This window comes from Psychrobacter sp. BF1 (assembly GCF_019279065.1).
Classification (GTDB): Bacteria; Pseudomonadota; Gammaproteobacteria; order Pseudomonadales; family Moraxellaceae; genus Psychrobacter; species Psychrobacter urativorans.
This window is the reverse complement of record NZ_JAGYWV010000007.1, coordinates 68,558-94,572: the sequence shown is the minus strand read 5'-3', so window position 1 is coordinate 94,572 and position 26,015 is coordinate 68,558. Positions and strand designations below refer to the sequence as shown.

At 41.5% G+C, this 26,015-nt stretch carries 19 protein-coding genes; 16 read left to right on the top strand and 3 right to left on the bottom strand.

Annotation, left to right across the window (positions count from 1 at the left end):
• Positions 1-15: 15 nt before the first annotated feature.
• Positions 16-405 (bottom strand): DUF2237 family protein, encoded by a 390-nt coding sequence (locus KZA12_RS09480; protein WP_201622557.1) that lies wholly within the window; start codon positions 403-405, stop codon positions 16-18.
• A 661-nt stretch (positions 406-1,066) separates the two neighbouring features.
• Here KZA12_RS09480 and KZA12_RS09475 point away from each other — a divergent pair.
• The 12 genes from KZA12_RS09475 (at position 1,067) to KZA12_RS09420 (ending at position 17,215) form a co-directional block, all read left to right on the top strand.
• Positions 1,067-2,332: an ATP phosphoribosyltransferase regulatory subunit gene (locus KZA12_RS09475; RefSeq protein WP_373416610.1), complete on the top strand. Its 1,266-nt coding sequence runs from the start codon at positions 1,067-1,069 to the stop codon at positions 2,330-2,332.
• A 192-nt stretch (positions 2,333-2,524) separates the two neighbouring features.
• Positions 2,525-3,814, top strand: a complete 1,290-nt coding sequence (locus tag KZA12_RS09470) for an adenylosuccinate synthase (protein ID WP_201622556.1) — start codon at positions 2,525-2,527, stop codon at positions 3,812-3,814.
• Positions 3,815-4,189: 375 nt separating this feature from the next.
• Positions 4,190-4,621 carry a nucleoside-diphosphate kinase gene (gene ndk / locus KZA12_RS09465; RefSeq protein ID WP_201622555.1) on the top strand — a complete coding sequence of 144 codons (432 nt, stop codon included), beginning with the start codon at positions 4,190-4,192 and terminating at the stop codon, positions 4,619-4,621.
• A gap of 469 nt (positions 4,622-5,090) precedes the next feature.
• Entirely contained in the window at positions 5,091-6,350 is a 1,260-nt protein-coding gene (gene rlmN / locus KZA12_RS09460; RefSeq protein ID WP_218690084.1) for a 23S rRNA (adenine(2503)-C(2))-methyltransferase RlmN, read from the top strand.
• A gap of 233 nt (positions 6,351-6,583) precedes the next feature.
• Positions 6,584-7,456, top strand: a complete 873-nt coding sequence (pilW, locus tag KZA12_RS09455; RefSeq protein WP_256932914.1) for a type IV pilus biogenesis/stability protein PilW — start codon at positions 6,584-6,586, stop codon at positions 7,454-7,456.
• Positions 7,453-8,271, top strand: a complete 819-nt coding sequence (locus tag KZA12_RS09450; protein ID WP_256932913.1) for a helix-turn-helix domain-containing protein — start codon at positions 7,453-7,455, stop codon at positions 8,269-8,271. The genes pilW and KZA12_RS09450 overlap by 4 nt, the downstream gene beginning before the upstream one ends.
• Positions 8,272-8,465: 194 nt before the next feature.
• Positions 8,466-9,581, top strand: a complete 1,116-nt coding sequence (gene ispG, locus KZA12_RS09445) for a flavodoxin-dependent (E)-4-hydroxy-3-methylbut-2-enyl-diphosphate synthase (RefSeq protein WP_201622551.1) — start codon at positions 8,466-8,468, stop codon at positions 9,579-9,581.
• 111 nt (positions 9,582-9,692) lie between these two features.
• Positions 9,693-10,994 carry a histidine--tRNA ligase gene (gene hisS, locus KZA12_RS09440; protein WP_201622550.1) on the top strand — a complete coding sequence of 434 codons (1,302 nt, stop codon included), beginning with the start codon at positions 9,693-9,695 and terminating at the stop codon, positions 10,992-10,994.
• Positions 10,995-11,211: 217 nt separating this feature from the next.
• The gene (locus KZA12_RS09435; RefSeq protein ID WP_201622549.1) at positions 11,212-12,024 is read left to right on the top strand and encodes a tetratricopeptide repeat protein; all 813 of its coding nucleotides are present in this window, start codon (positions 11,212-11,214) and stop codon (positions 12,022-12,024) included.
• A 123-nt stretch (positions 12,025-12,147) separates the two neighbouring features.
• The gene (gene bamB / locus KZA12_RS09430; RefSeq protein WP_218690081.1) at positions 12,148-13,356 is read left to right on the top strand and encodes an outer membrane protein assembly factor BamB; all 1,209 of its coding nucleotides are present in this window, start codon (positions 12,148-12,150) and stop codon (positions 13,354-13,356) included.
• Positions 13,357-13,575: 219 nt separating this feature from the next.
• The gene (gene der, locus KZA12_RS09425) at positions 13,576-14,997 is read left to right on the top strand and encodes a ribosome biogenesis GTPase Der (protein WP_201622547.1); all 1,422 of its coding nucleotides are present in this window, start codon (positions 13,576-13,578) and stop codon (positions 14,995-14,997) included.
• 319 nt (positions 14,998-15,316) lie between these two features.
• The gene (locus KZA12_RS09420; protein ID WP_256932912.1) at positions 15,317-17,215 is read left to right on the top strand and encodes a HAMP domain-containing sensor histidine kinase; all 1,899 of its coding nucleotides are present in this window, start codon (positions 15,317-15,319) and stop codon (positions 17,213-17,215) included.
• A 172-nt stretch (positions 17,216-17,387) separates the two neighbouring features.
• Here the strand turns inward: KZA12_RS09420 and KZA12_RS09415 are convergent, their stop codons facing one another.
• Positions 17,388-18,554 carry a D-alanyl-D-alanine carboxypeptidase family protein gene (locus KZA12_RS09415; protein ID WP_218690079.1) on the bottom strand — a complete coding sequence of 389 codons (1,167 nt, stop codon included), beginning with the start codon at positions 18,552-18,554 and terminating at the stop codon, positions 17,388-17,390.
• A 636-nt stretch (positions 18,555-19,190) separates the two neighbouring features.
• Entirely contained in the window at positions 19,191-19,631 is a 441-nt protein-coding gene (locus KZA12_RS09410; protein ID WP_218690078.1) for an MCR_0457 family protein, read from the bottom strand.
• A gap of 548 nt (positions 19,632-20,179) precedes the next feature.
• On the opposite strand from KZA12_RS09410, the gene surE reads away from it, so the two are divergent.
• From surE to KZA12_RS09390, 4 genes are all read left to right on the top strand, one after another.
• Positions 20,180-21,040, top strand: a complete 861-nt coding sequence (surE, locus tag KZA12_RS09405) for a 5'/3'-nucleotidase SurE (protein WP_218690077.1) — start codon at positions 20,180-20,182, stop codon at positions 21,038-21,040.
• A gap of 292 nt (positions 21,041-21,332) precedes the next feature.
• Positions 21,333-22,118, top strand: coding sequence for a peptidoglycan DD-metalloendopeptidase family protein (locus KZA12_RS09400; RefSeq protein WP_201622542.1), 786 nt, complete (start codon positions 21,333-21,335; stop codon positions 22,116-22,118).
• 115 nt (positions 22,119-22,233) lie between these two features.
• Positions 22,234-23,775 carry a phosphatase PAP2 family protein gene (locus tag KZA12_RS09395; RefSeq protein ID WP_218690076.1) on the top strand — a complete coding sequence of 514 codons (1,542 nt, stop codon included), beginning with the start codon at positions 22,234-22,236 and terminating at the stop codon, positions 23,773-23,775.
• A gap of 67 nt (positions 23,776-23,842) precedes the next feature.
• The gene (locus KZA12_RS09390; RefSeq protein ID WP_218690075.1) at positions 23,843-26,002 is read left to right on the top strand and encodes an ATP-dependent helicase; all 2,160 of its coding nucleotides are present in this window, start codon (positions 23,843-23,845) and stop codon (positions 26,000-26,002) included.
• Positions 26,003-26,015 lie beyond the last annotated feature (13 nt).

Below are 26,015 nucleotides of genomic sequence, written 5' to 3'. Positions count from 1 at the left end.
GAAATAGCTATATAACTATAGTGCGTAACTTTTTAAGGTTTCCAGATCAACTAAAGTCAATAAGCTCTCATGACAAGCTTCTAGTTTTAACTGAGGAGCAATATCAAAATCTAAGGCTTCAACCCAACGTAAGGCGCAGACACACCAATAATCACCTGGCTTAAGACCAGGAAAGTTATATTCAGGTAGAGGGGTGATCAAGTCATTACCACGGCTAGCAGAGAAGTTCAAAAACTCGCTAGTCATCTTCACACATACGGTGTGCTGTCCAACATCCTGATTGCCAGTATGACAAAAGCCGTTGCGATAATAGCCAGTAATAGGGTCAAAACAGCAACTGGCAAGGTCAGTTCCCAGTACGTTAGTCTGGTTAATAGCGGGATTAGGATGGTGATCAATTGACATAAGGCTTCCAAGATAAGTAGGTAATAGTTGCACAATTTCGTACAATAAAATTATGCGCTAGTGTACCATGAGTTTAGGGAGACGGCGTAGCGCTAATAATGTAGGTCGACTTATCCTTAGGCTCGTATAACATAGGGTTTGTAATGGTTAAAGCTATGAGGGTTACTAAAATAAGCAAGCGCAAAGTATAGAGGACTTATACTCTATAAGCGCAATATTGGCTATAATTGTTACTAGGCGAAGCTTAGTTGCTATGCTAAACTGAAGCGTAAAGTTTATTGATCCCTAATTGGCTTTACTCAGTTGCTTTATCATCCTAATCTTTACTCCTTACTTAATTATCACTCAGTTTTTATACTTGGGTTTATAATTTCTTGTGTCAAAATTGGCATATTGAGACTAGATTAGGAAACAGTATTGATGCTCTATTAAGGTGTTAATGCTGTGCTAAGGCTTAACTACTGATTTGCCGTACTAAGTTTCAGTAATAGGTTTAAAAGCTAAGCTGATAGGAAGTGGATCACAAGCTGATAAAAAATATCAAGATTAAAAAGTATTAAGATTATAGAAGACTTTATGTTATTAATAATAACATTGTGCCGTAACGCCCTATTATAGAGCTGCGTTTTTAGGTAAACGCTATGCCAAACAAGGATTTATTGTGTCTGCCAGTTCTAACTCTGCTACTCCTGACTCTGTTCCCTATTTAAGTAACTTTCACCTAAGTAATTTTACTGGCGAAGTTGCCAATAGCTGGCTATTACCAGATGGTGTGGTCGATGTATTGTTTGCAGAGGCGCAAAAGCAAGAAATGCTGCGTTATAAGCTTACTCAACAGCTGATTGGTCATGGTTATCAGTTAGTGTCCCCGCCAATGATTGAGTTCACTGAGTCATTACTTAGTGAAGCTTCAGAAGATCTAAAACGCCAAACCTTTAAGATTATTGATCAGCTTACTGGTCGATTAATGGGTGTGCGGGCGGATATTACTCCACAGATTTTGCGTATTGATGCGCACTGGGGTGGGCAAGGTATTGCACGCTATTGTTACGCCGGTGATGTGATTCACACTTTACCTACTGGACTATTTGGCTCACGGACGCCTTTACAGCTAGGGGCTGAAATATTCGGTTGTGCCTCTTTAAGCGCTGATATTGAGCTGATAGATGTACTATTTACGTTAGTGAATAGCCTGAATATGAGTGCTAATTTGCATGTGGACTTAGGCCATGTAGCGCTATTCAAACGCTTATCAGTATTGGCACAGTTGTCTAATAGCGATACTGAACAATTAATGCACTTATATGCTAATAAGAATTTGCCGGAGTTAAAACGGGTCTGTCAAAGTCTAAAAATGGGCGCTGATTTTTATACCTTAGCTCGTTTTGGTCATGACATGACGCAGCTATTGGCTAAATTGTCTGATACTGCACAGCAAGACAGTGAAATAGCGGAAGCAGCCGATGAGCTGCAACGCCTAAAAGACCATTTGCAACATCAATGGCAGTGTGAAGTGAGTATCGATGTCACCGAATTGTCCGGCTATCATTATCATACTGGTATTGTCTTTAACGGTTATATCAATAGCGAAACCCAGCCATTAGTTAGGGGCGGACGTTTTGATGGTATGCAAAGTCGTAATAGCTCTGATCAAAACCAGCAGCCCCGTGAAGCGACCGGTTTTAGTATGGATATCAGTCGTCTATTAGCGCATATTGAGCTTGATGTGGCAAAAGTGGTAGTCGTGGATTTTGCTGATATCAATAGTGCTGATAGCACCCAACGACAAGCATTGCAGCAGCAAGTGTCTGACTTACGTCAACAAGGCTACTATGTCACTATGCCGCTGTCTGTAGATGACTGTCCGACGGATCTTACACATCGTCTAAGTTTGCTGGATAATAACTGGCAGCTGACCGCTATATAGTAGGGGGCTGCTCAAGTACAAAGCACTTTTCAAGTACAAAGCACTTTAACTAATTTATATGCTTTTTTATTATGTTTTAAGGACTTTATTAAATAGTCATTAACTAATAATTAGCAAGCAGTAACTTTTTTGCTTTAATAGTAGTTCTAAATCGTTATCGTACACTTCAATACATCATTGTAAGGATTCATTATGGGTAAGAACGTCGTAGTTTTAGGTAGCCAATGGGGCGATGAAGGCAAAGGTAAAATCGTCGATTTGCTGACTGAAAAAGCATCAGCCGTAGCACGTTTTCAAGGCGGTCATAATGCTGGGCATACGCTAGTAGTCGATGGAAAAACTACGGTTCTGCATCTAATTCCATCAGGTATTCTACGCGAAGGCGTTACTTGCTTTATCGGTAATGGCGTAGTACTAGCGCCTGACGCGCTATTGAAAGAGATGAAAGAGTTAGAAGATAATAATGTGCCAGTACGTGAGCGCCTGCGTATCTCACCTAATTGTCCTCTTATCATGCCGTATCATGTGGCACTCGATCAAGCCCGTGAAGCCAAACGTGGTAGTGGCAAAATCGGTACTACTGGTCGTGGTATTGGTCCCGCTTATGAAGACAAAGTGGCTCGCCGTGCTATTAAGCTTGCCGATCTTTTCCGTGATGACTTAGAAGAAAAGCTACGTAACCTTATCGAATATCATAACTTCCAATTGACTCAGTATTATAAAGTGGAAGGTATCGATTTTGACGAGACCTTAAAGCTTTGTAAAGAATGGAAAGAAGAGATTAGAGGTATGGTTACTGATGTAACCGAAGATCTTAATCAGCTGCGCCTTGCTGGCAAGAACTTGATGTTTGAAGGGGCGCAAGGTACTTTGCTTGATATCGATCACGGTACTTATCCGTTCGTAACAAGCTCAAGCGTAACTGCTGGTGGCGTATCAACAGGTACTGGTATTGGCCCGTTGTACTTAGACTACGTCTTAGGTATCACTAAAGCTTATACTACTCGTGTTGGTAGTGGTCCATTCCCGACTGAACTGTTTGACGATGTTGGTGCTCATTTGGCTAAAGTTGGTCACGAATTTGGCGCAACTACCGGTCGTGCTCGTCGCTGTGGTTGGTTCGATGCGGAAGCATTGCGCCGTGCAGTAGTGCTTAACTCGTTATCAGGTATCTGCTTGACTAAACTTGATGTACTCGATGGTTTAGAAGAGCTGCTAATCGGTGTTGGTTATGATGTGCCAGATACTGAATTTGCTGGTGCTCATGATGCTGAGTTCTATGAGTCAGTAACCCCTAAATATGAGACTCTACCAGGTTGGAGCGAGTCTACGGTTGGTGTTACTAACTATGATGATCTGCCTCAAAATGCTAAAAACTACATCAAGCGTATCGAAGCCTTGATCGATTGCCCAGTGGATATCATTTCAACGGGTCCAGATCGTGAAGAGACTATCGTACTACGTGATCCTTATGATGCTTAAGTGCGATCCGTATGATGCTTAATTAATGGCATTGATCATTATTTAAAATAAAAACCCTATGTTAATAGCATGGGGTTTTTATTGGTTAAAGCGATAGGTTTTGAGCTTTTTATAACACTATAAACGAGTTTTAGTTAAGCTAATGACTGTTTAATTTATTTTGAAAAAAGTTAAATTGTTAAACAAACCCTATCATTTACAGCGTCAATCATTATAATGGTCAGCAATCATCTATTGACGCGCTTGGCTGATCTGATTGGCTAATGGTGTAGATTTATATCGGCAATCGTAAATAGCCTAAGTCAATACTTTGATCAACAAGCACGTATAACCGTCGTATTTTTATTATTAATAATCATTCATTAGGAGCTTTTTATGGCTATCGAACGTACGCTATCTATCATCAAACCTGACGCTGTTGCTGGCAATAATATTGGTGCTATCTATGACCGTTTTGAACAAGCGGGTCTAAAAATCGTAGCAGCAAAAATGATGCAACTCGATGATCAAAAAGCTGGCGGTTTTTATGCTGAGCATGCTGAGCGTCCATTTTATAATGATCTAAAATCTTTTATGATGTCAGGTCCAGTATTAGTATCAGTGTTAGAGGGCGAAAATGCTATCGCTAAGCATCGTGAAATCATGGGTGCAACTAACCCAAAAGACGCTGAAAAAGGCACTATCCGTGCTGACTTTGCTAGCAGCATCGATGAAAACGCGGTTCATGGTTCAGATTCAGCTGAATCAGCTAAGCGTGAAATCAGCTACTTCTTCAATGACGAAGAAGTTTGTGCTCGCACTCGTTAATACAGATGGCTATTAACTCGTTACTACTATGCTAAACAGATAAGCAGAGTAACAGTGATAGCTGTAGTATTAATAAGCAGTAAGGTGAAACGGCTTATATCTTATGGGTATAAGCCGTTTCACTCATTGTTGTTTGATGAGTTAGGATGGCTTTTAGTAGCTACTAGCCAGTTTTAACGAGTTAACAGCTATTAGCAATGTCAAAAGCTAAGTTGATTGAAATTCATCGGCACTTGCCTCATTACTACTACCTGAGCGCTTAATAAACGTTTTATCTATAGCTGTAAATATTTACTAAGCGTTATCAATCCTATGTAAGCACAATGCTGTATTAATCAGTGTCGCTGGTCAGTAGTACCAGCCAGTATTAATAGTCAGTCTTAAACTATTAAAGAGTCAACCCAGCTTACAACGGATTGCTAATTTATAACTATTCATGAGCTAATACTCATGTAAAAAGGTCACCCTAATGTCAACTATCACAGATACCACATCAGCGCAGCCAGTATCAACCCATACACCTGCCAAGCGCAGCAATAGCATTAAGCTATTGGACGAGGCACAAGCAAAAACCAATCTATTGGGTATGACGCAAGCACAACTTGCTGATTATTTCAAAAGCATCGGTGAGAAACCCTTTCGTGCCACTCAAGTGATCAAATGGATCTATCAGCAAGGGGTGACTGACTTTGAGCAAATGACTAACTTGAGCAAAGGCTTACGAGATAAGTTAGCGCTCAATGCTTGTGTGACGCCACCAAAAGTTATTCACCGTCAATATAGCGAAGATGGTACGCGTAAATGGGTGTTTGAAGTGACTGGCGGCTCGCTAGTAGAGACCGTACTAATACCAGCAGATGACAGCAAAGAAAACGGCCGTAAGACTTTATGTGTTTCCTCACAAGTAGGCTGTGCGCTTGATTGCAGCTTTTGTAGTACGGGGAAGCAGGGCTTTGAGCGTGATTTAACCGCTGCTGAGATCTTAGGTCAATTATGGGTGGCTAATGCCTCTTATATGACTGACGATCAAGATAGCTTGGCAGGGGTTGACCATAGTTTATGGGACAATCAAGTGACTAATGTGGTCATGATGGGCATGGGCGAGCCGTTGCTAAACTACAAGCCAGTCGTTAGCTCGATGGAGCTAATGCTCAGTGATCATGCTTACGGATTATCCAAGCGCCGTGTCACGTTGTCAACGTCGGGTGTCGTCCCAAAAATGTATCAGCTGGCCCAAGACATCGATGTCGCTTTAGCGATCTCTCTACATGCACCTAATGATGAGCTGCGTAACGAGCTAGTGCCAATCAATAAAAAATATCCGTTAAGTGAGCTAATGGCTGCTGCTCGAAACTATGTGTTCGATGTGAATCCACGCCACAAAAAACACGTAACTATAGAATATGTGATGCTAGATGGGGTCAATGATAGCAATGAGCATGCCGAGCAATTAGTAGCGCTGCTAGGTGACTTGCCTAGTAAAGTTAATCTTATCCCTTTTAATCCTTTTCCGCATGCAGGTTACGAGAAGTCGAGTAATAATCGCATCCATGCCTTTAGTAATATTCTTAGCGAAGCAGGCTTCGTCTGTACTATTCGTCAGACCCGTGGCGATGATATCGATGCTGCTTGTGGGCAATTGGTCGGGCAAGTAGCCGATCGTACTAGGCGTTCAGCAGCTTGGCAACAAAGCATCAAAGATCGCACTACAGTAGCAACCGATGAATAGACAGCCACTAAAGTTTAGCGATTTAGTTCGCTGAACTTAAGTTGACCTTAATCTGAACTGAGGTGATAATATTTGGCTGTACTAGTCGTTACAACCGATTAATTGATGTCATTTGTTTATCATTATAGTAATAGATATGTAGTCAACAAAATTAATAGCAACTAAATTGTGCTTATTGAGGTTAAATCTATTAAACTGATGTTTCGTTAAATTACAGTTTTATGATGGCGGCTATGATGATTTTTACAAATTACTATCAGCTCAATGCTAAAGGTATGCTGACCGCTAGTGTAGTGTTGGCTTTAGTATTGACTGGTTGCCAAAGCACTTCAACTGGTAGCTTAACAGGGGGTACTGCCTATCAGACCTCGACTGAGCCGAGCAATAACCGCAACTTAGACAAAAAACAAATAGCTCGGGTGCGCACTGCACTGGCAGCGCAATACATCCGTAAAAATAAGCTGGATGCCGCTCAACGCCACCTCGAAAAAGCTTTTGCTGCCGATAGCCGATATGCGCCAGCCTATGATATGATGGGCGTTTTATTACAGCAAGAAGGTAGCCGACTCAATCTTGTAAAGGCTGACCAGTATTTTAAACAAGCCATAGCACTAGATGCAGATTTTGAACAGGCCCGTAATAATTACGGTGTTTATCTGTCACAGATGCAACGTTATAATGAGGCGCTAAGCCAATTTGAGATTGCTGGTTCTGCGTTAGGTTATGAGGGTCGTATTGGCGCTTTAGAAAATCTAGGACGCACTTATTTACAGCTGAATAACCATCCAGCAGCGGCTAAAGCTTTTTTGCGAGCATTAGAGGGTAACCCTAATAGTTTGATTGCTCATATTGAGCTAGTTGATCTGTTGCTTGAACAACAGCAGGTTACCCAAGCGCAACGGCTTTATGATGAAACCTTGATATTGGTTAACAGACAAGGCATTAGCCCTCGTCTGTTACTACAAGGTATAAAGTTGGCTGCCGCTCAAAATGATATTAGTAAGCGCCAACAACTAGCACAGCAGCTACTTTCCGCTTTTCCTTTAAGTGAGGAAGCAACACAACTCAAAAATTGGCTTAATAATCCAGAGGCACCATGGAAATGACCAACCCATTATCGACCAATCAATCAGATGCTCAGGGATCATTCGGTGCCATGTTGCAGCAAGCCCGCCAGAATAAGCAAGTGAGCTTAGATGAGGCGGCAGGCGAACTATTTATTCTAAAGCGCCATCTGCAAGCATTAGAAAGTGAAAGTTTTAGTGAATTACCGCAAGCTGCATTTGCTCGTGGTTTTGCCATTAATTATGCTAAGTTTTTGGGTTTAGATCCAGCAAAGATTGCTAGCAGTTTTGATAGTGTTTATCCCAATGAGCTTAAACCACGCTCAATGAATAATACGGAATCGTTGTTGCGTCCTATGGGCACTTTGCAACGTGATGACCGTAGTCGTATTCGCTTTAATCCGTTACTGATAATAGCCGCTATTGCGCTTATTGTTTTAGCGGTATTTTTATTTCGGATGGTGACTAATGCTGCTAAAGATGAGCAACAGCCTGCGCCAGTAGCAGAAGAAATAACTGCTACTGAACAAACGCAAGGGGCGGCGCTTGACGGTGTTGATGACAGCGTTGGTGCTTCAGGTTCAGCATTGAATTTAGGGGCTGCAGCCACAGCCGCAGACAATGCCTCATTACAACTTAAGCTGACAGATGCCGCTTCAGTAGGGGTCATTGATGCTACTGGTACTAGTCTAATTAGCGGTGAGCAAACTAAAGGTGATTATCAGTTATCAGGACAACCCCCTTTTAATATTGTTATCGATAATATCGACAATGTTGAATTATCTCTTAATCAGCAGCCAGTGGCTTTAGAGCAGTATGCAACGGGTAAAAAAGCCAGCTTTGCATTGACGCCTTAGTTGGTTAATATATTCGGCGTCCGCTATTGATGGCTAACAGTTTACGATTGGACAAGGCTATGACCAATCACTAGCCGTAGTCAGAATAATCAACTGCTGTTGCTCAACGTTTAATGATAGAGTGATAGCCATTTGAATACCGTTTAATCAAAATTGCTTGTTACTATTATATTTGCTTATACCAAGGATTTTATATGTCAACGTCAGCCCCTATTAACCGTCGTGTCACTAAAAAAATATACGTTGGTGATGTTGCGATTGGCGGCGATGCACCGATTAGCGTGCAGAGCATGACCAATACGGATACTTGTGATGTAGCTGCAACAGTAGCTCAGATCGAACGTTGCGTTGATGCCGGTGCAGATCTTATGCGAGTATCGACTCCAACTATGGAGACGGTTGCTGCTTTTGGAAAGATTCGCAAATTAGTGAATGTACCGCTAATCGCTGATGTGCATTTTGATCATAAGATTGCCTTAGCCGTTGCCGAAGCTGGTGCTGACTGCTTACGTATCAATCCTGGTAATATCGGTAGCGATGCTAAAGTTCGTGAAGTGGTGGCTTGTGCGCGTTATCACAACATTCCTATTCGTATTGGGGTCAATGCCGGATCATTAGAAAAAGAGATCCAGCGCAAATATACCGAACCAACTGGCGAGGCTATGCTTGAGTCTGCCATGCGTCATATTGATATATTAGAACGTTTGAACTTTGATCAATACAAAATCTCGGTCAAAGCCAGTAACGTGTTTTTGACTTTAGATGCTTATCGTTTAATCTCAGCACAAATCGACAACCCATTACATCTTGGGGTAACAGAAGCTGGTGTCTACCGAACAGGGGCCGTTAAGTCGGCTATTGCCCTAGGTGGTCTGCTATTAGATGGTATCGGTGATACTATTCGCATCTCTTTAGCCGCAGAGCCGGAAGAAGAAATCAAAATTGGCTTTGATATCCTAAAGTCGCTAAATATTCGCTCTAATGGAGTGAATTTTATTGCTTGTCCTAGTTGCTCACGTCAAGAGTTCGATGTTATTCGGGTGATGACTGCTTTAGAGGCGCGTTTAGAAGATGTACGTGAACCTATGAATCTTTCAGTAATTGGTTGCAAGGTCAACGGTCCAGGTGAGGCCAAAGAAGCTGATATTGGTATCGTAGGTGCGGCACGTCGGTCGCTAGTATATCGCATGGGTACAAAGAGTCATCTTATCGATACGGATAACTTAGTTGATGAAATCGAAAGTATGGTTCGCGCCCATGCAGCAGTGCTAGAAAAAGCTCGTGAAAATGAGATTATTCGGGTTAAATAATAGCTAAAGTGGTTTTAAAAACACAGCTGCTTTAATAATAGATTTTATTTAAAGCTCGTACATAAAATAATAATAGTAATACTGATTAAAATTTGAGGATATAAGCGCACCATGATTAAAGCTATAAAAGGGTTCAACGACATTTTGCCGAATCAATCAGCGCAATGGTTGCAGTTAGAAAAGGTCTTAGCCGAAGTAATGAGTAGATACGGCTATCAGCATATCCGACTGCCTATCGTTGAGCAGACCGATCTTTTCGCTCGAGCTATTGGTGGCGCAACTGATATTGTCGAAAAAGAGATGTATAGCTTTGTCGATAAGTCTGATCCACCGACACCGCTTACCTTACGCCCTGAAGGTACTGCGGGTGCTGTACGTGCCGTTATCGAGCATAATCTATTACGTGGTGATACTCCTAAGCTTTGGTACATCGGTCCGATGTTCCGTTACGAGCGCCCGCAAAAAGGCCGCTATCGTCAGTTTCATCAGCTAGGTGTTGAGAGTTTTGGTAGCGCCTTACCGGATGCTGATGCCGAATTGATTGCTATGACTCATTTGATGTGGCAAGCCTTGGGTCTAAAAGACGAAATGAGCTTGCAGCTCAATAGCTTAGGCGAGATCGATGAGCGTCATGCTTATCGTGATGCTTTAGTCGCTTATTTGACCGACAAACAGCACTTATTAGATGAAGATAGCAAACGCCGATTAACTACTAATCCTTTACGTATTTTAGATAGTAAAGAGGCGAGTACTCAAGCGTTATTAGTGGATGCTCCTAAGCTTGCTGAATTTTTGGGTGAAGAAAGTATGGCCCATTTTGAGCAAGTGCAAGCTTATTTAGATGGCTTAGGTATTGATTACCAGATAAATCCGCATCTAGTTCGTGGTCTTGATTATTACAATAAGACAGTTTTTGAATGGGTCACTGATAAGTTAGGTAGCCAAGCCACAGTTTGTGCAGGTGGACGCTATGACGGTCTTGTAGGTCAGCTAAAATCTACCGATAGCCGTAACCAGGACAGCCAAGCAAATAGCAAGCCTATCCAGTCCGAACCGGCGGTAGGTTTTGCTATGGGTCTTGAGCGCTTATTGTTGCTAATAGAGGCGGTAGCGCCTTTTGCAGAAACGGCCGCTTGTGACGTATTTATTGTCACTCACCCTGAGGTTTATAGCTCGGGTATGATTTATGCCCAAAACTTGCGCTACCAGCGTCCAGATTTGCGTATTAAGATGGCTAGTGCGACTAGCTTAAAAGCACAAATGAAAAAAGCTGATAAGTCAGGAGCACGTTTGACCGTTATCATCGCTCAGCAAGAGCTTGATGAGCAAAAAATCAGTATTAAAAATATGCAAACGGGCGAGCAAACTAGTATGAATCAAGACTGGTTAGCCGATATAGAAAATTTTAAATAACGGTTTAACTGGACTGGATGCTTTTTTATTCAGAGTTTAGCAGCTAAGCGCTTAGTAACGACTGGCAAGGCATAGCAAGTAACGGCTGGTCATTACCTGCTGATCAAGGTAATGAATCAGCAAGGTTTGGCCCCTTTAGCTCTGAGCACTGAAAAGCCAATAACAGCAGTAGCATTCATTACTCGCATTTTAATATAAATTTATCAGGTAACTATCCATGGCTCTGACCCCTAATTCGCCAAATACAGATAACTCGATGCAAGCGCTAAAAAAATACGGTGGCAATATTGTTACTGTTATTCTGTTGGCATTGGCCGGCTACTTTGGTTGGACTTATTGGCAAAATAATCATGCGCGAGTAGATACAGTTGCTGCTGATCAATACGCTGATATTCAGCGTCTTAATGAAGAAGTTACTCTGGCATCGCAAAATCCAGACCTAGAAGCTGAGGCCTTGACAGCACTAGCGGATAGCCGTAGTAAGTTAAATGCTAATATTGATACTTTGGTTAGTACTCATGGTAGCTCAGTATATGCTTGGCAAGCGTTAATGATTAAAGCGCGTACTCAAGCAGACAATGATGACTTTAAAGGGGCAACTGCTACTCTGAAAAAAGCTTTAGCCGTTGATTTGGGTGATGCTGGTCTCAGCGCTATTGCACGTTTGCGTTATGCCGAAACCTTATTAGCAGCTGGTGACGCTGATGCCGCTTTAGCCGAAGCTAGTAAAGATATGCCAAGCTCATTTGAAGGCAGTCAACAAGAGCTATTAGGTGATATTTATTTAGCCAAGAATGATAAAGATGCGGCCATCAAATCTTATAAGAATGCTTGGGAGCTAGTGCGTAAGCGTCAAGAGACTCGCGCAGTATTAGCACTGAAGATGGAGAGTTTAGGCGTCGTTGCTGAGCCTATTGCTGAGCCTGCTAGCCTTATCCAAGCTTCTAAAGTAGCCCCAGATAATCAAGCGGTAGCAAATGCTAGTAATGAAAATGCTACGGCCATTATTGCCGCAGAAACTACCCAATAGCTAGTCAGCAGCCAATCAACAATAATAACAGTAGTACCGCATGACTCAGTAGATAAGCTACTGGATTATGGTGTTTGTTAGCCCATTTATAGATCGTCAACTTATTCGTAGTGAGAACATACCATGACCTTAAATATTCGCTCTAATAACTATGCAAATAAGACCCTGCTAAAAACTACGGTTATGCATGTAGCTGTATTAGCACTAATGACTAGTGCTGTTATGGGCTGTAGCCGAGGCATTAAGCCCGTGGTCAATGATCCAGTAAAACTGGTACAGCTCGCGCAGCCTATTAGTGTCTTACAGCCAGTATTCATGGTAGATGTCGGCAATAAAAAAGCCAGTTCAAAGGATCCTTTGAGCTTACAAGTGGGCTATGATAATAATCAGATAGTTATCGCCTCACGCGGTGGTGACTTAGTAGGCTATAATGAGGCCGGACAGCGTTTATGGTCATTGAATGTCGATGATCAGATCGTGGGTGGGGTAGCATTAGACAGTTTTAGTCAGACGGCAGTTATTACTACACGTAGCGGAATGGTTATGGCCTTTGATAGTACTACTGGTGCTAAGCGCTGGCAGCAACAGCTAACTGGTACGGTATTGACCAAAGCCTTGATTAGTAATAACCGAGTTATTTTGTCGGCTAACGATGGCTTCTTACAAGGCTTGTCTTTACAGAATGGCCAGCCTGTTTGGAAGTTTGCCACCCAAGTTCCTGATATTAGCGTTCGTGGCACTGCTGCGCCTACCTTGTTAGATGATAAGACTGCACTGTTGGCAACTGCTGATGGTCGTTTGCATGCTATTACTGTTGATAATGGCTTGCCGCAGTGGTCACGTCGTATTGGTGTAGGTACTGGCAGTAGTGAAGTTGAACGTATGAGTGATGTCGATGGCAGTCCTATTGTCGATAACAACGAGTTATTCGCTATCAGCTATAGTGGTCAAGTTATCGGTATTGATTTGGCCTCAAAACAAGTTAAATTCGTTAATGAGTTAGCTAGCTTAAAATCTTTAGCGGTAAATAATCAGCAAGTTATCGGTACCAGTTTAACCGGTAAAATCGTCGCTTATGATCGCAGAAGTGGTGAGACACTATGGGAAAATGATGAGCTTGGCTATCGTAAATTGACTAACCCGGTGATTATAGGTAACTATATCGCTGTAGGTGATTTAGGTGGTGTAGTGCATTTAATTGACCCAGCCTCTGGTAAGATTGTCAGTCGTGTACAGACCAAAGGCGCGCTACAGACCTTACAAGTACAAGGCAGTCGCTTATTGACTCAAAGCGCTTCTGGGCAAGCTGCCATTTGGCAGTTAGCACGCTAAAGAGTCGGGCTGAACTTATTGGTTCAGCCCCTATTTATTAGCTTAGTTTGATCATAAAATTAGTATAAGATCCGCTAGTATTTAGCTTGGATTTGTATATTGATTTTATGTGTTTAGTTTACTAAAGCTTTATTAATTATTATCTATTTAAGTTTGTGACAATAGCCAGTCTAAGTACTGGTTTTATTGTCCTTTATTGCCTATCAGCGAGAGTAATGCATGAGTATCAAGCCTGTGGTTGCCTTAATCGGTCGCCCAAACGTCGGTAAATCTACCTTATTTAATCAATTCACTAAAAGTCGTCAGGCATTAGTTGCTGACCTTTCAGGTCTGACGCGTGATCGTCAGTATGGTGATGCTGAATATGAGGACAAAGCATTTATCGTAGTAGACACTGGTGGTATAGGTGAAGCTGATGATGGCAGTGGCAATATTGATGACTATATGTCTGAGCAGTCGCATACCGCTATTCACGAAGCTGACATTATAGTATTTGTAGTTGATGCAAGAGTGGGCATGATTGGTGCTGATGCAGAGATTGGCAAGTTTTTACATACTTTAGGCAAGCCAGTATATGTAGTGGCTAACAAAGTCGACGGCGCTCATGATTCAGCACCTGCTGAGTTTTATGCATTAGGCTTAGGTGAGCCCTATCCGATGGCTGCCAGTCATGGTCGCGGCGTTGGTAACTTATTAGAAGTTATTACCGCAGATATGCCAGAAAAAGAGTCTATAGTTGAGCCTCAAGGTTTGAAGCTGGCGATTATTGGTCGTCCAAACGTCGGTAAATCGACCCTAGTCAATCGTCTATTGGGCGAGGATCGAGTGGTAGTATTCGATATGCCAGGGACTACTCGTGACAGCATTTATATTCCTTATAAACGTGATGGCAAAGATTACGTGCTGATTGATACAGCAGGGGTACGTCGCCGTGGTAAGATCGATGAAAAAGTAGAAAAGTTCTCGGTAATTAAGACTCTACAAGCTATTGAAGATTCGAACGTGACAGTCATTGTCATCGATGCCCAAGAAGGTATTGTCGATCAAGATCTACATATGATTGGCTATGCCCTTGATGCGGGTCGAGCTTTAGTAGTTGCTATTAATAAATGGGATGGTTTGACTCAAGATCAAAAAGACTATATTAAAATTGAGATGGATCGTCGCTTTAACTTTATACCTTATGTAAAAGTGCATCTAATATCAGCATTACATGGAACTGGAGTAGGTAATCTATACCCTTCAATCCTACGTGCTTATAACTCTTCAATGTTCGAAGTGTCGACTAATCGCTTGACTCAAATCCTGCAAGATGCAGTAGCGGCGAATCCACCACCAGCGATTTCTGGACGTCGAATTAAATTGCGTTATGCGCATATCGGTGGTCACAACCCACCAGTCATCGTTATCCACGGTAATCAGACGGGGTCACTACCTAAGAGCTATCAGCGTTATCTAGAAAACCAATTCCGTGAGGTCTTCAAGCTAGAAGGTACGCCGCTCAACGTAGTATTTAAGCTTAACGAAAATCCTTATTCTTCTAAAAGCGATACTCCGACTAAAGCCAAAGCGCAACAGCTACGCCAACGTGAACGTAACAGAGCACAAAAATTCACTACTCGTGAAAAAAAGAAGCGTTAATATTGCTATGTACTACTAACACTGCCATTTGCTAATAGCAGTGTTAGCTTATATAAAAAATAGCTTATATAAAAACCAGTTCATACAAAAAATTAGCTTATATAAAAATAACGGTGTACAAAGTTAATCAGCAGTTTTAGATTAATGACTATTTTTATATGAGCTATTTATTCACTATAAAGAATTTTGAGGTGAGTAAAGGGACTAAGTATCAATGGTTATAAGTAAAAAAACCTTGAGTTGACTGGACAATATGGTTATAAACTCGATTAAGACACTGCCTAAGCTTATCTGGAACTCTCTGTTGCAGACTATAGTCTTGGCTGTTTTAGTCGGGTTTTTATTTTGTTACGTTTATGGTTTCGTTTATCATTATCAACAGCAGCGCATGCATGTGCAGCAGCTAGCTGAGCTATTGGCTAGAAGCGCTTCTAATGTTGATGGTGCTAATCTAGTAGCCAGCCAAGTCGGCGTCCTCCTAAACGAAGATTATAGCATTCAAAATATCGTTTTTTATTCTACCGATCATCCCATTAGTAGTCTTGACGAACTCGATGTAGAGCAGAACAGCAACGATTGGTATACCGCATTGTTTACCGATGCCATCAGTTTCAACAGAGCAGTGACTAGCGGTTACGCCTCTAAAAGTAACACGCAAGCGAGCAACGTTAATCTACCCCTCTCTACTCCAGCAGCCAATAGAGGCTCTAGTGTTGAAAAAGCTAACAATCCGTTAGATAGGGCCTCAGTAAATACTAATACTTTAGTAGGCTATATTAATATTACCTTAGATATAAATAAACTACGTATGCAGTGGTTACGCAAAACTATTCTATTATGGTTACTGACTTTAACTTTAGTGGTCACTGCCATAGGCTTTATTTTTCGCAAGCTGCTGCGTACTACTGAAGACTTGGGTCAAATCGCTAATGTTTGTAATTTATTAGTTAATGACCCAAATCTTGAGCAGCTACCAGTCATTCAACAGCGTTTTGAGTTTCGCGAGTTTATTCATATCAAGCAGGCCTTTATTCTACTGTTTGAGCGTCTAAGACAGATGCAACGAGAGCATGAGGCGCTAGGGGATTTTGAACAACAGCTTCATCATAAAGAACGATCGCTTGAGGTTCAACGTAATAACTTTCAGAGTATGATCACTCATGAGCTTAAGACTTCACTTAATGCTATCTCCGGTGGCTTGCAGCTATTAGACAAGCATTACCTAAGCTATGACCAGCAAGATACTTTAGAGATTATTCGCAATGGTAGTGAGCATTTGGAGTCGACCTTAGAGCAAATTATTCAACTCAATAAAATTGAAAAAGGCCAAATAGTTGTTACTTTAGTGGTGTTTAATCCTTTGCTAATGATTGCCGATTTATTAGCAGAATTTGATCCTATTGCTCAGCAAAAAGGCATAGAGTTGCTTAGTCATATCCATCATATTGACTATAATCTTGAAGGGGATGCTAATAAGATTAAGCAAATATTGACTGCTGTTATTGACAATGCTATAAAGTTCACCCAAAAGGGACGAGTTACTATTGAGTCGCAACTGACTCATTTCAATAATAGTATTCGCTGGCAACTCAAAATCAGTGATACCGGCATTGGTATTAATGCTAATTACATAGAGGATATATTTACCCCGTTTTTTCAGATTGATTCTTCAAGAACTCGAAAATATGAAGGGGTTGGCGTAGGTTTACCGGTCATAAAACAGCTGTTACAGCTCATTGATGCCTCGATTGAGGTCGATAGTGAGCTTGATAAAGGCAGCCAATTTGTAATCACTATCCCACTGCGTAATAAATATAAAAGCTGGCAGCACACCTTGCTAAAAGACTTAGAGATTATCTACTATTATGCTGATGAAAATGATCTTTTGGTTAAAGAGTTACAAGGGCTGGGTGCTACGGTAATCTCTAGAAAGTATGAGCAGCTCATGCTTGGAAATCTAGATGATATAAAAGTTGATATGGTAATGTTTGCAGAGGATATTCTACCGGAGAAGGTAGCGCAGCTAGCAAGGTTAATCCGAGGCGCTGAAACTAGCCATCGAGCTTTATTGATTTACTGGTGTCCCTCGCATAACAAGTATGACCTATATGACATTGAGCATGAGCTAAAAGTTGCTGGCATAGACTACTGTGAAGGCGCCACGCAGAACACTCAAAGACTTATTAAGATATTGAAGACGTGGATCGGAAGGACTTAGCGAATGATAGGAGAAATAGCCAATAAATGCCGTAACTGCTGTCTTTGAATTCAACATATTCTAGTCCAAAGTAAAGGTGAGAACCATAAAAAGGCCACTTAATTTAAGTGGCCTTTTATGCAATGGCTATAATGACTTTAGGATAATAACAGCTAGTAAGCAAAACTAGCTGTTAAAATACGTTTTGTCCCCAACGTACGATATGCTGCCACATGCGACTAAAAAATCCTGCCTGTTCGATATCGCTAGTAGCAATGATAGGTACTGAGGCTACTGCTTTACCATCAATAACAGCCAGCATTTTACCTACTTCTTGACCCTTTTTAATAGGAGCTTCTAAACTATCAGGGATATCAACAACCGTAGTTATTTTATTCTTTTGAGTCTTGGTGGTTAGTACTTTTAAGGTGTCCCCAGTAGCTAACTCAATCTCTTTGGCTGCCCCGAACCATACTGGCAGCTTGCTAACGAACTGTCCTGCAGGCGCTTTGGTTACTGTAGTGAAGTGACCATAGCCCCAATTAAGCAACTCACGTGATTGATCAGCACGTTCTTGTTGGCTCTTAGTGCCCATAATAACTGAAATTAGACGCATACCATCACGGTTGCTTGAGGCGACTAAACAATAGCCTGCTGCATCAGTATGGCCAGTCTTTAAACCATCTACCGTGCTATCTGTGCTCAATAGCGCATTACGATTGCCTTGAGTAATGCCATTATAAGTAAACTCTTTTTCGGAATAAATTTTATAGTAGTCGCCGCTGTTCTTGATAATGGCGCGCCCAAGCTTGGCCAAATCGAGTGCGGAGGCTTGATGACCTTCATCAGGCATACCTGTGGCATTAACAAAGTGAGTGTTGTCCATACCTAATTTTTTGGCTTGCTCATTCATTAGGGTGGCAAAAGAGGCTTCGCTACCAGCGATATGTTCAGCCATAGCCATTGAAGCATCATTACCTGATTGGATAATGATACCGCGCAGCATATCGATGACACTAGCGGTTTTATTAACAGGTACATACATACAAGACTGGCTACTGCTGCCACGACACCAAGCGTTCTCGCTCATTAAAACCTGTTCGTCTTCGGTCAAGTCACCTGAAGCCAAGCGCTGTTCGATAATATAGCTGGTCATCATTTTGGTTAAGGAAGCGGGTGGTAGCGGCGTAGTAGCATTTTTTTGTGCTAAAATTTCGCCAGTATTATAATCCATCAATATATAGGCGGCATTTTCCATAGTAGGAGGGGTGATAGCCGCATTTACTGCTACTGATCCTAAAGAGACACTAATACCGACTACTAGTTGTACAAGCTGTTGTTTTACATACTTCACGGTCATAAACTGTTACACCACATTATGAGACTAAATTTGTCTAGCGCTATAGCTGCTACTATTAATAAAGCTAGTCACAGCAGATACTAGACATAGAATTAATATCTTAGCAATTTCACCATTAAGTAAATAGGCACAAATAAAAAAATATTCTCGCAGAGAATAATCTAAAAAGCCGCTGTCAGCAACAGATAACTGAGCTATTTAGGCATAATTAGCTATTGACTGGCAAACTAAAACCTTTCATCCACAAAAAAGCCTGCTGTGCAGCTCAGTGTATTGAGGCTGCAAACAGCAAGCTATAGTCAAATAATACAGGTATCGGATACAAAGTATCTGCTAATTTAGCGCAGCATCATAGTCTTTACTAAAATCAATCAGGTGCAATTGGTTTTATTAATACTTAAGGGTAGTACTCAATATTAATACTTAAATGTCACTAAGCTATATCTCTAGTCTTAGTTCCTCTTAATTGCTTAGCCTTAAACGAAGCTGCCTAGATATTTAGTCTTAATCCTAGCTAGCTAATCAATTTCTTAAAGCTTTGGATGATGTAAGTATGGATAGCCGACCTTGCTAGCTACTAGTGACTGTTAGTACTCTATAATTAATAATTAATAATTAATAGTCAATAGTCAATACTTAGTACTCGGCATTGGCTAAATCTTCACAGATAGACTTATTATCTTGCTTAGAAAAACTCATCGTCCAGCTACGAATACTTTGCAAAATCTGACGATAGTCTTGTTGAGTCGACAAGTACTGAATAGCCGCTTTTGGATCTTCTAATGAAGGCATCAGTTCATGCAACTGCACGTTGTATGATTTGTAAAAACGTTGCTTTTGATTGCCACTTAACATTGGTGGACATATTTCAGACAGTACTTGCATCACGGCTATTTCGTGCTTAGTGATGTTCATACCCGACATATCTAAGGGAATAGTAGTACTAGGGGCAGCAAAAGCAGCTGACGATAAAAGAGCCATACTAGTCATCAGGCCAGCCATACCAACTTTAGTTGCAGCATTAATCATAATATTTTTTGCAGGGAAAATTACCGCTAATATCGATTGATTGTTCATTCAGTATCACACTCGCTTTGCATTATTTGATGCTGTTATGGTAATAGGAATAAAAACAAAAGTCACATAAAATATTGACTGATGTGTAGATGTATTGTGACCTAAAGGCTATTTACAGCAACATAGCAGCAGCATGTATTAGTAAGTTGCTTGACCATTAACTAATAAGTTTATATTGTTAGTGCTTGTTGCCTAATGTAAGCCATTTACTGATAATATGCATCTACAATAACCACTGCTAGCGTCTTTATTAACTTAGTAGGACGCCTAAGTCAGTCTTTTGTAAGTTATATAAGGCAATATTTCCAATGTCTGCTCTAAAATTTTAGTAAGGTTAAGCAGGGCATTTGTCCAAGCAATAGTTTTTATGAGCCGTGCCTATTCTTTTATGAGTAGTCGCTATTAATGGATAATCACCATCCATGACAGTGCTAGCAGCCAGTAGCTAACCCTTGTCAAAGTTAAGTAGTTCAGGTTAAATTATTAGGGCTAGCAGTTAAATAGACAGCTAGCAGTTAAACAGAAAAATATAAGTATATTGAGCTGATATGAAGTTTTTGATTAGTAATGATGATGGAGTACAAGCTCCCGGTCTATTAGCATTATATGGTGAGTTATCTAAGATAGGTGAGGTCATTGTAATAGCTCCTGATAGCGAGCAAAGTGGCTGCGCTAGTGCGCTACATATCTCGCAGCCGCTATATACACAGACTTTACAGTCAGGATTTATAGCCGTTAATGGTACTCCTGCTGACTGCATATATTTGGGCTTGCATGAGCTATACCGTAACAGCCGTTTTGATTGTGTGATCACTGGTATTAATTCAGGAGCCAATTTAGGCCAAGATGTATTATTTTCGGGCACTTTTGGCGCGGCATTAACCGCACAGCTGTTCGGTGTCCCTGCTATTGCCACCTCACTAGTAGGCGCTAGCAATGAAAGCTATTATCAGCTGGCAGCCGAGCAAATTGTCAAATTAATCACTGAGACAGACATACTCGAAACCATCAAAAGTTTGCCCTATCATGTATTAAACGTTAATATCCCTGATGTAAAGTGTGCAGCTGACATTAAAGGTCGCAAAATAACGTGTTTGGATCACAGTACTATCGCCAAACCTGTGCATCATATCGTCGACCCTCGTGGGCGTGATGCTTATTGGTTGTCTCTACGCAAAGCAGCTAAGTCTGCCTCTAAGCCCTTAGATTTGCAATTGGCAGGGAGCATAGTAGAACCTACGGCTATCGATCTATCAACTGCTAAAAATCAGCGCTTGAATAACCAATGCCTTATCAATACTGTTACTGATGTTGAAGCGATAGCTGATGGTTTTATCAGCTTATCTCCGGTCAAATTGCATCATACTCCGAGCTCAGCTTTAGATAAGCTGTCAGCATTGATACTGTAAGTTTGGCTCTACAACTCATTATCATAATTGAAATTTAGATTTTGTTAAGGCATTTTGATAGGGTGTTTTTATATCGTGTTATAACAATATTTAGATCCGCAAAAATATTAATAGCACTAGCTTGTCGCTAAAGTAGTTTGTAGCTGATGGCAGGGCAAAGATAATTAAGCTTACTGCTATTTAGAATTAAAAAGATTGATAAAGGATAGGATTTAAGAACAACTATCTTGATACTAATATAAATATGGCTGGCTCGTCAGCAACCTCAGGTATAGACATTAGGAAACCTTGTATGAAAAAGATCACCTCTAAATCCTCATTAGTAACGGCAGCATTGGCAGGTACTTTGACCGTCACTATGCTAAGCATGGTGGGCTGTGCCACCAAGCCGACTTATCAGAATAATCAGTCAGGCCCTACCATTATTACTAATAACCAAGGCGTTCCCAATTATTATCTAGTTAAGCGTGGCGATACTGTCGGTCAGATAGCTGAGCGCTACCGTATGAGCTATCGCCAAATTGGGGCGTTGAATGGTTTGGACAGTAAATATACTATCTACACCGGACAGATGCTTAAGCTTTGGCAAGGCAACCAAGCTACCGCTAGCAATACTAATGCTAACAACAGCGGTCGTCAGCCTGTAAACAATACGCCAGCTTATAACACTCCAGCGCCAACGCCAGCTTATGAGAACACTGCTAATGCAACTTCGGACTATCAATATCCTACCCGTAACCAAGTGGTACGTAACTTCGATGCCTCAGTAGGTAATATGGGCATGTGGTTCGCTGGTAGAGTAGGCGATCCTGTAGTGGCTAGCCAAGGCGGTACGGTACTCTATTCTGGCAATGGGTTGGAGGAGTACGGCAATTTGATTATGATTCGTCATAGTAATAATTACATTACCGCTTATGCTCACAACACTGATTTGCTAGTCAAAGAGGGCGAGCAAGTACAAAGCGGACAGCGTATTGCCACTATGGGTAGCAGCGGTCAGACTAATCAAGTAGGTTTAGAGTTCCAAGTGCGCCTGAACGGTAGCCCTATCGATCCTCGTACAGTATTGGGGCGTTAACGCTAAGCGTTAGTTTATTTGGCTTGAATAAAACAGGCGGCTCAGCTTTATGTCTTACGTCAGCTACTATGCTATCAGCTACTATGCTAATAAATAGCCCGCATAATACTCGGTAATGACTAATAAAGCTGGTAGGCCGCGACTATTACTATCGACACGTATCAGGCACTTAACCGCAGCGCTACTGCTGTTTGCGCTGCTATATAGCCTAACTAATCACTATAGTGCTGCGCTGTTTGACTGCTGTTCTGAGCGTATACACTATGTAGCGACCAGCTTAGACAGTAGTCTGCCATTTGTTGCCGCCATGATCGTTCCTTATAGCTGGTCAATGATATTATTCATTGCCAGCTTTTTTATGGTGCGCACTCCTAGTCAACTGTCTTCGCTTAGCTCACGTCTGATACTTGCAACTTTGCTTGCTACGCTTATATTCTATTTATACCCTGCGCGCTTTTCTTTTGAGCGTCCCTTAACTACAGACTGGACCACAGTTGGCTATGCGGTGTTAGGAGCTGCTGATAAACCCTTCAATCAGCTGCCCTCGTTACATGTCAGTTATGCACTGCTGCTAGGCGTGTCGTTGTGGGAAGTGGTGGTTGGTCGCCAGTGGCTAGTGCTAAGCTATAAAGGTTTACTAGTGCTAGTTTGCTGTTTAATTATAGGGTCGACAGTATTTACTTACCAACATCATCTACTAGATATTATTGCAGGAATGCTATTGGCTGCTATCGTACTATTTATGGTTGACAGACAGCGCAGTGTATTAGTGCTTAAATATTTTGCCATCGCAATCAGCGGTTTTTTATTGTTGGCTATTACTGGATTCTTTATAGCTACTAATTTTAAGCAGCCCTTATTTGAGTACACTAGTCTAGTAGTGGCAGGATATTGGCTGCTAAGCTTTATGCGTTTGGCTTGGGTTTATCAAAGCGCCGAGATAAATACTAATAGTAGCTATTTTATAAAAGATAACCGAGGTAAATTAACGCTGAGCACTTGGCTAACTTTTGTACCTTTGCTACTGGCTTATAGAGCAATGTCGAGCTTGAGCCAGCGTTATTATAGTTACCAGCACCCTGACAGAGTTGGTAGCACAGATTGGCAGCCAATAGGTAATAATACTTCTGTATCGGCAAGCGCGCGTTTATCATCGCCGTTATTCATCAAGGGTTTTCTCCCCAGCCAAGTAGCTGACTTAGCTGCACAACTAATCATCGTCGATCTAGCAGCAGAGGCTAGTAGTCACTTGTTAGCAGTCAGGGCTATTGCTAATAATAGCGTGAAAAATGCGCCGCGAAGTACGCAATATAGCATCCATTATTTATATTGGCCCTTATTAGATCTACAACCCTTCAATGAGGCTGATGCGCTAGTATTAATAGGCTTGTTTGAGCAGCTAAATCAATTGCTGGCTGACAATCGCCACACCAATAAAGCACAAGCTGGTACTTCATTGACGCTAATAAACTTCCATTGTGTGATGGGGTTTTCGCGCAGCATTGCTATGCAAGTTCTGTATTTAGTATATTGTGATAAGCTAAGCTTAGAGAATTACCAAACCTGGATAAGTCAACACTATCCGCAGGCGCATCTGGCTAGCTCTTATTTACCTGAGTCGCTAATAACAGCGCTAAGCTGCGCTAAAAAACCTTAAAGCATACAGCTTGCAAAGCTTACAGCGCAAAATTTTAAACCTTAAAACAGTAAGGCAATAACTAATAATGACGGCATCCCTATTTAATATTCAAAGCTATCAGTATCCGCAAAACTTTGCTGATATCAAGCCTAAGTTGGCACGCTTAGAGCAAGCAATCAATAAGTTAGAAGCGAACCTTATTAAGGCTGAAGATGCTACTAATAGTCGTAGTGAAAGTCGCAGTGAAAGCCTTACTGAGCCGCTAAAAGTTGATTATGCTAGTGAGCTAAATCCCAATCAACTACTTGCCGCAACTACTATCGAGGGCAAAGTGTTAGTGATTGCTGGGGCAGGGTCAGGAAAGACTAAGACTTTAACTTATCGGACCAGTTACTTGTTGGAGAATGGGGTCGCTCCTAAAGAGATATTGCTGTTGACGTTCACTCGTAAAGCGGCTAACGAAATCAAAGGTCGAGCTAAAACTTTGCTGGCGAGTACAGCGGCAAGTAGCAACGCGCTTAACGATATCACTAGTGGCACTTTTCATTCATTCTGCAATAGATTACTGCGCCAATACTCAGGACTACTCGGTATTAATCCGCGTTTTACTATCTTAGATACCGCCGATAGTGAGGATGCTATTGATCTTATTTATAAAGAAAAGAAATACCCAGCGCAGATTAAAAAGCAGGCCTTTCCACGCAAAAAGACCCTACAAAATATCTTTTCAAGCTCTAGAAATCGACGTATCCATATCAGTGAGTTAATAGAAAATAACTATCCAGATATAGCGATACATATTCCTATTATCGAGCAGTTAGCCGTTGACTTTCATCAGTACAAGCGAGCTAATCACTTGTATGATTTTGATGATATTATCAGTCAAGTGGTCAGTCATCTAAAAAATAATAGTAAGTTTCGCCAGCTGGTACAGCAGAATTATCGTTATGTGATGGTCGATGAATATCAAGATACTAATATTCCCCAAAAGCAGCTGATCGATCTTATTTGTGCGCCAGCCTCAGTATCCTTGATGGTGGTCGGTGATGACAATCAAAGCATCTATGCCTTTCGCGGGGCAAATTATGAGAATATTCTACTATTTGGTGAGACTTATCCAGAAGCTAAGCTGATCAAATTGGAGCAAAACTATCGCAGCACGCCAGCGGTTTTAGATTATATCAATGCCTTGTCAGCACAAATCACTTTAGGCTATCAAAAGCAATTATATTCTAAGATGGCTATAGTAGGACAAAAGCCTGTTTTTAGCCGTCTGAGCGATGAAACTCGTGAAGCCAAATACATCGCTGATAAAATAATTGAGCACAAAGCAGATCACGACTATAACGACTACGCAGTACTGTGCCGGACCTCCTTTCAATCCAACTATGTACAGCTAGAATTTATGGAGCGTGGTATCCCCTTTATAGTGGTTGGTGGTATCAAGTTCGTCGAGAGACGTCATATCAAAGACGTATTGGCTTTTGTAAAGATACTCTATAACCCTAATGATACTATCGCTTGGCATCGAATTTTGACTTTGTTTCGAGGGGTAGGTGGGGTGACGGCGACTAAGCTTACTCAGGCAATTAATGCCGATAATAATTCTTTTGAGCCGTTGCGTGCACCCGTGTTTAGCAAAAAAAGCGCTCAGCTGGAATCTTTATATGCACTACTAAGCAAGGCCAGTCAGGCGCAAGCGGTTGAGCAAGTCATTGAGGATATTCTAGAGTTTTATATTCCAGTACTAAAGACGCTTGAAGAGAATTGGCGTGAGCGCTCAGAGGACTTTCGGGTACTTAAAAATCTAGCAACTGAATACAGCAGCTTAGATAACTTTTTAGAAAACCTAGCGCTGGATCCGCCTAATGATTCGGTAGCGGCTATGGCGCAGTCTAAAGCTAGTGGTGAGGAGGATAACGATAAAGTCACTATCTCGACTATCCATAGCTCAAAAGGACTGGAGTGGCCAATAGTATTTGTCAATTCCTTAGTCGATGGCATGACGCCGCATCATCGCTCTTTAGATGATTTTGAGGAGTTAGAAGAGGAGCGCAAGCTGTTTTATGTGGCTTGTAGCCGGGCTAAGACGAGATTGTATCTAACCGCACCTGATTACTTTGCCAGCTATTCAGGTTACTTCGATAAGCCGTCAAGATTTATCGCAGAGTTGTCTGCCGATAAAGTTGAGATTGAAAGCAGCAAAAAACTGATAGTCGAGAGCGATGATCCGGTTTGGTGGTAAGCTGCCAAACCGG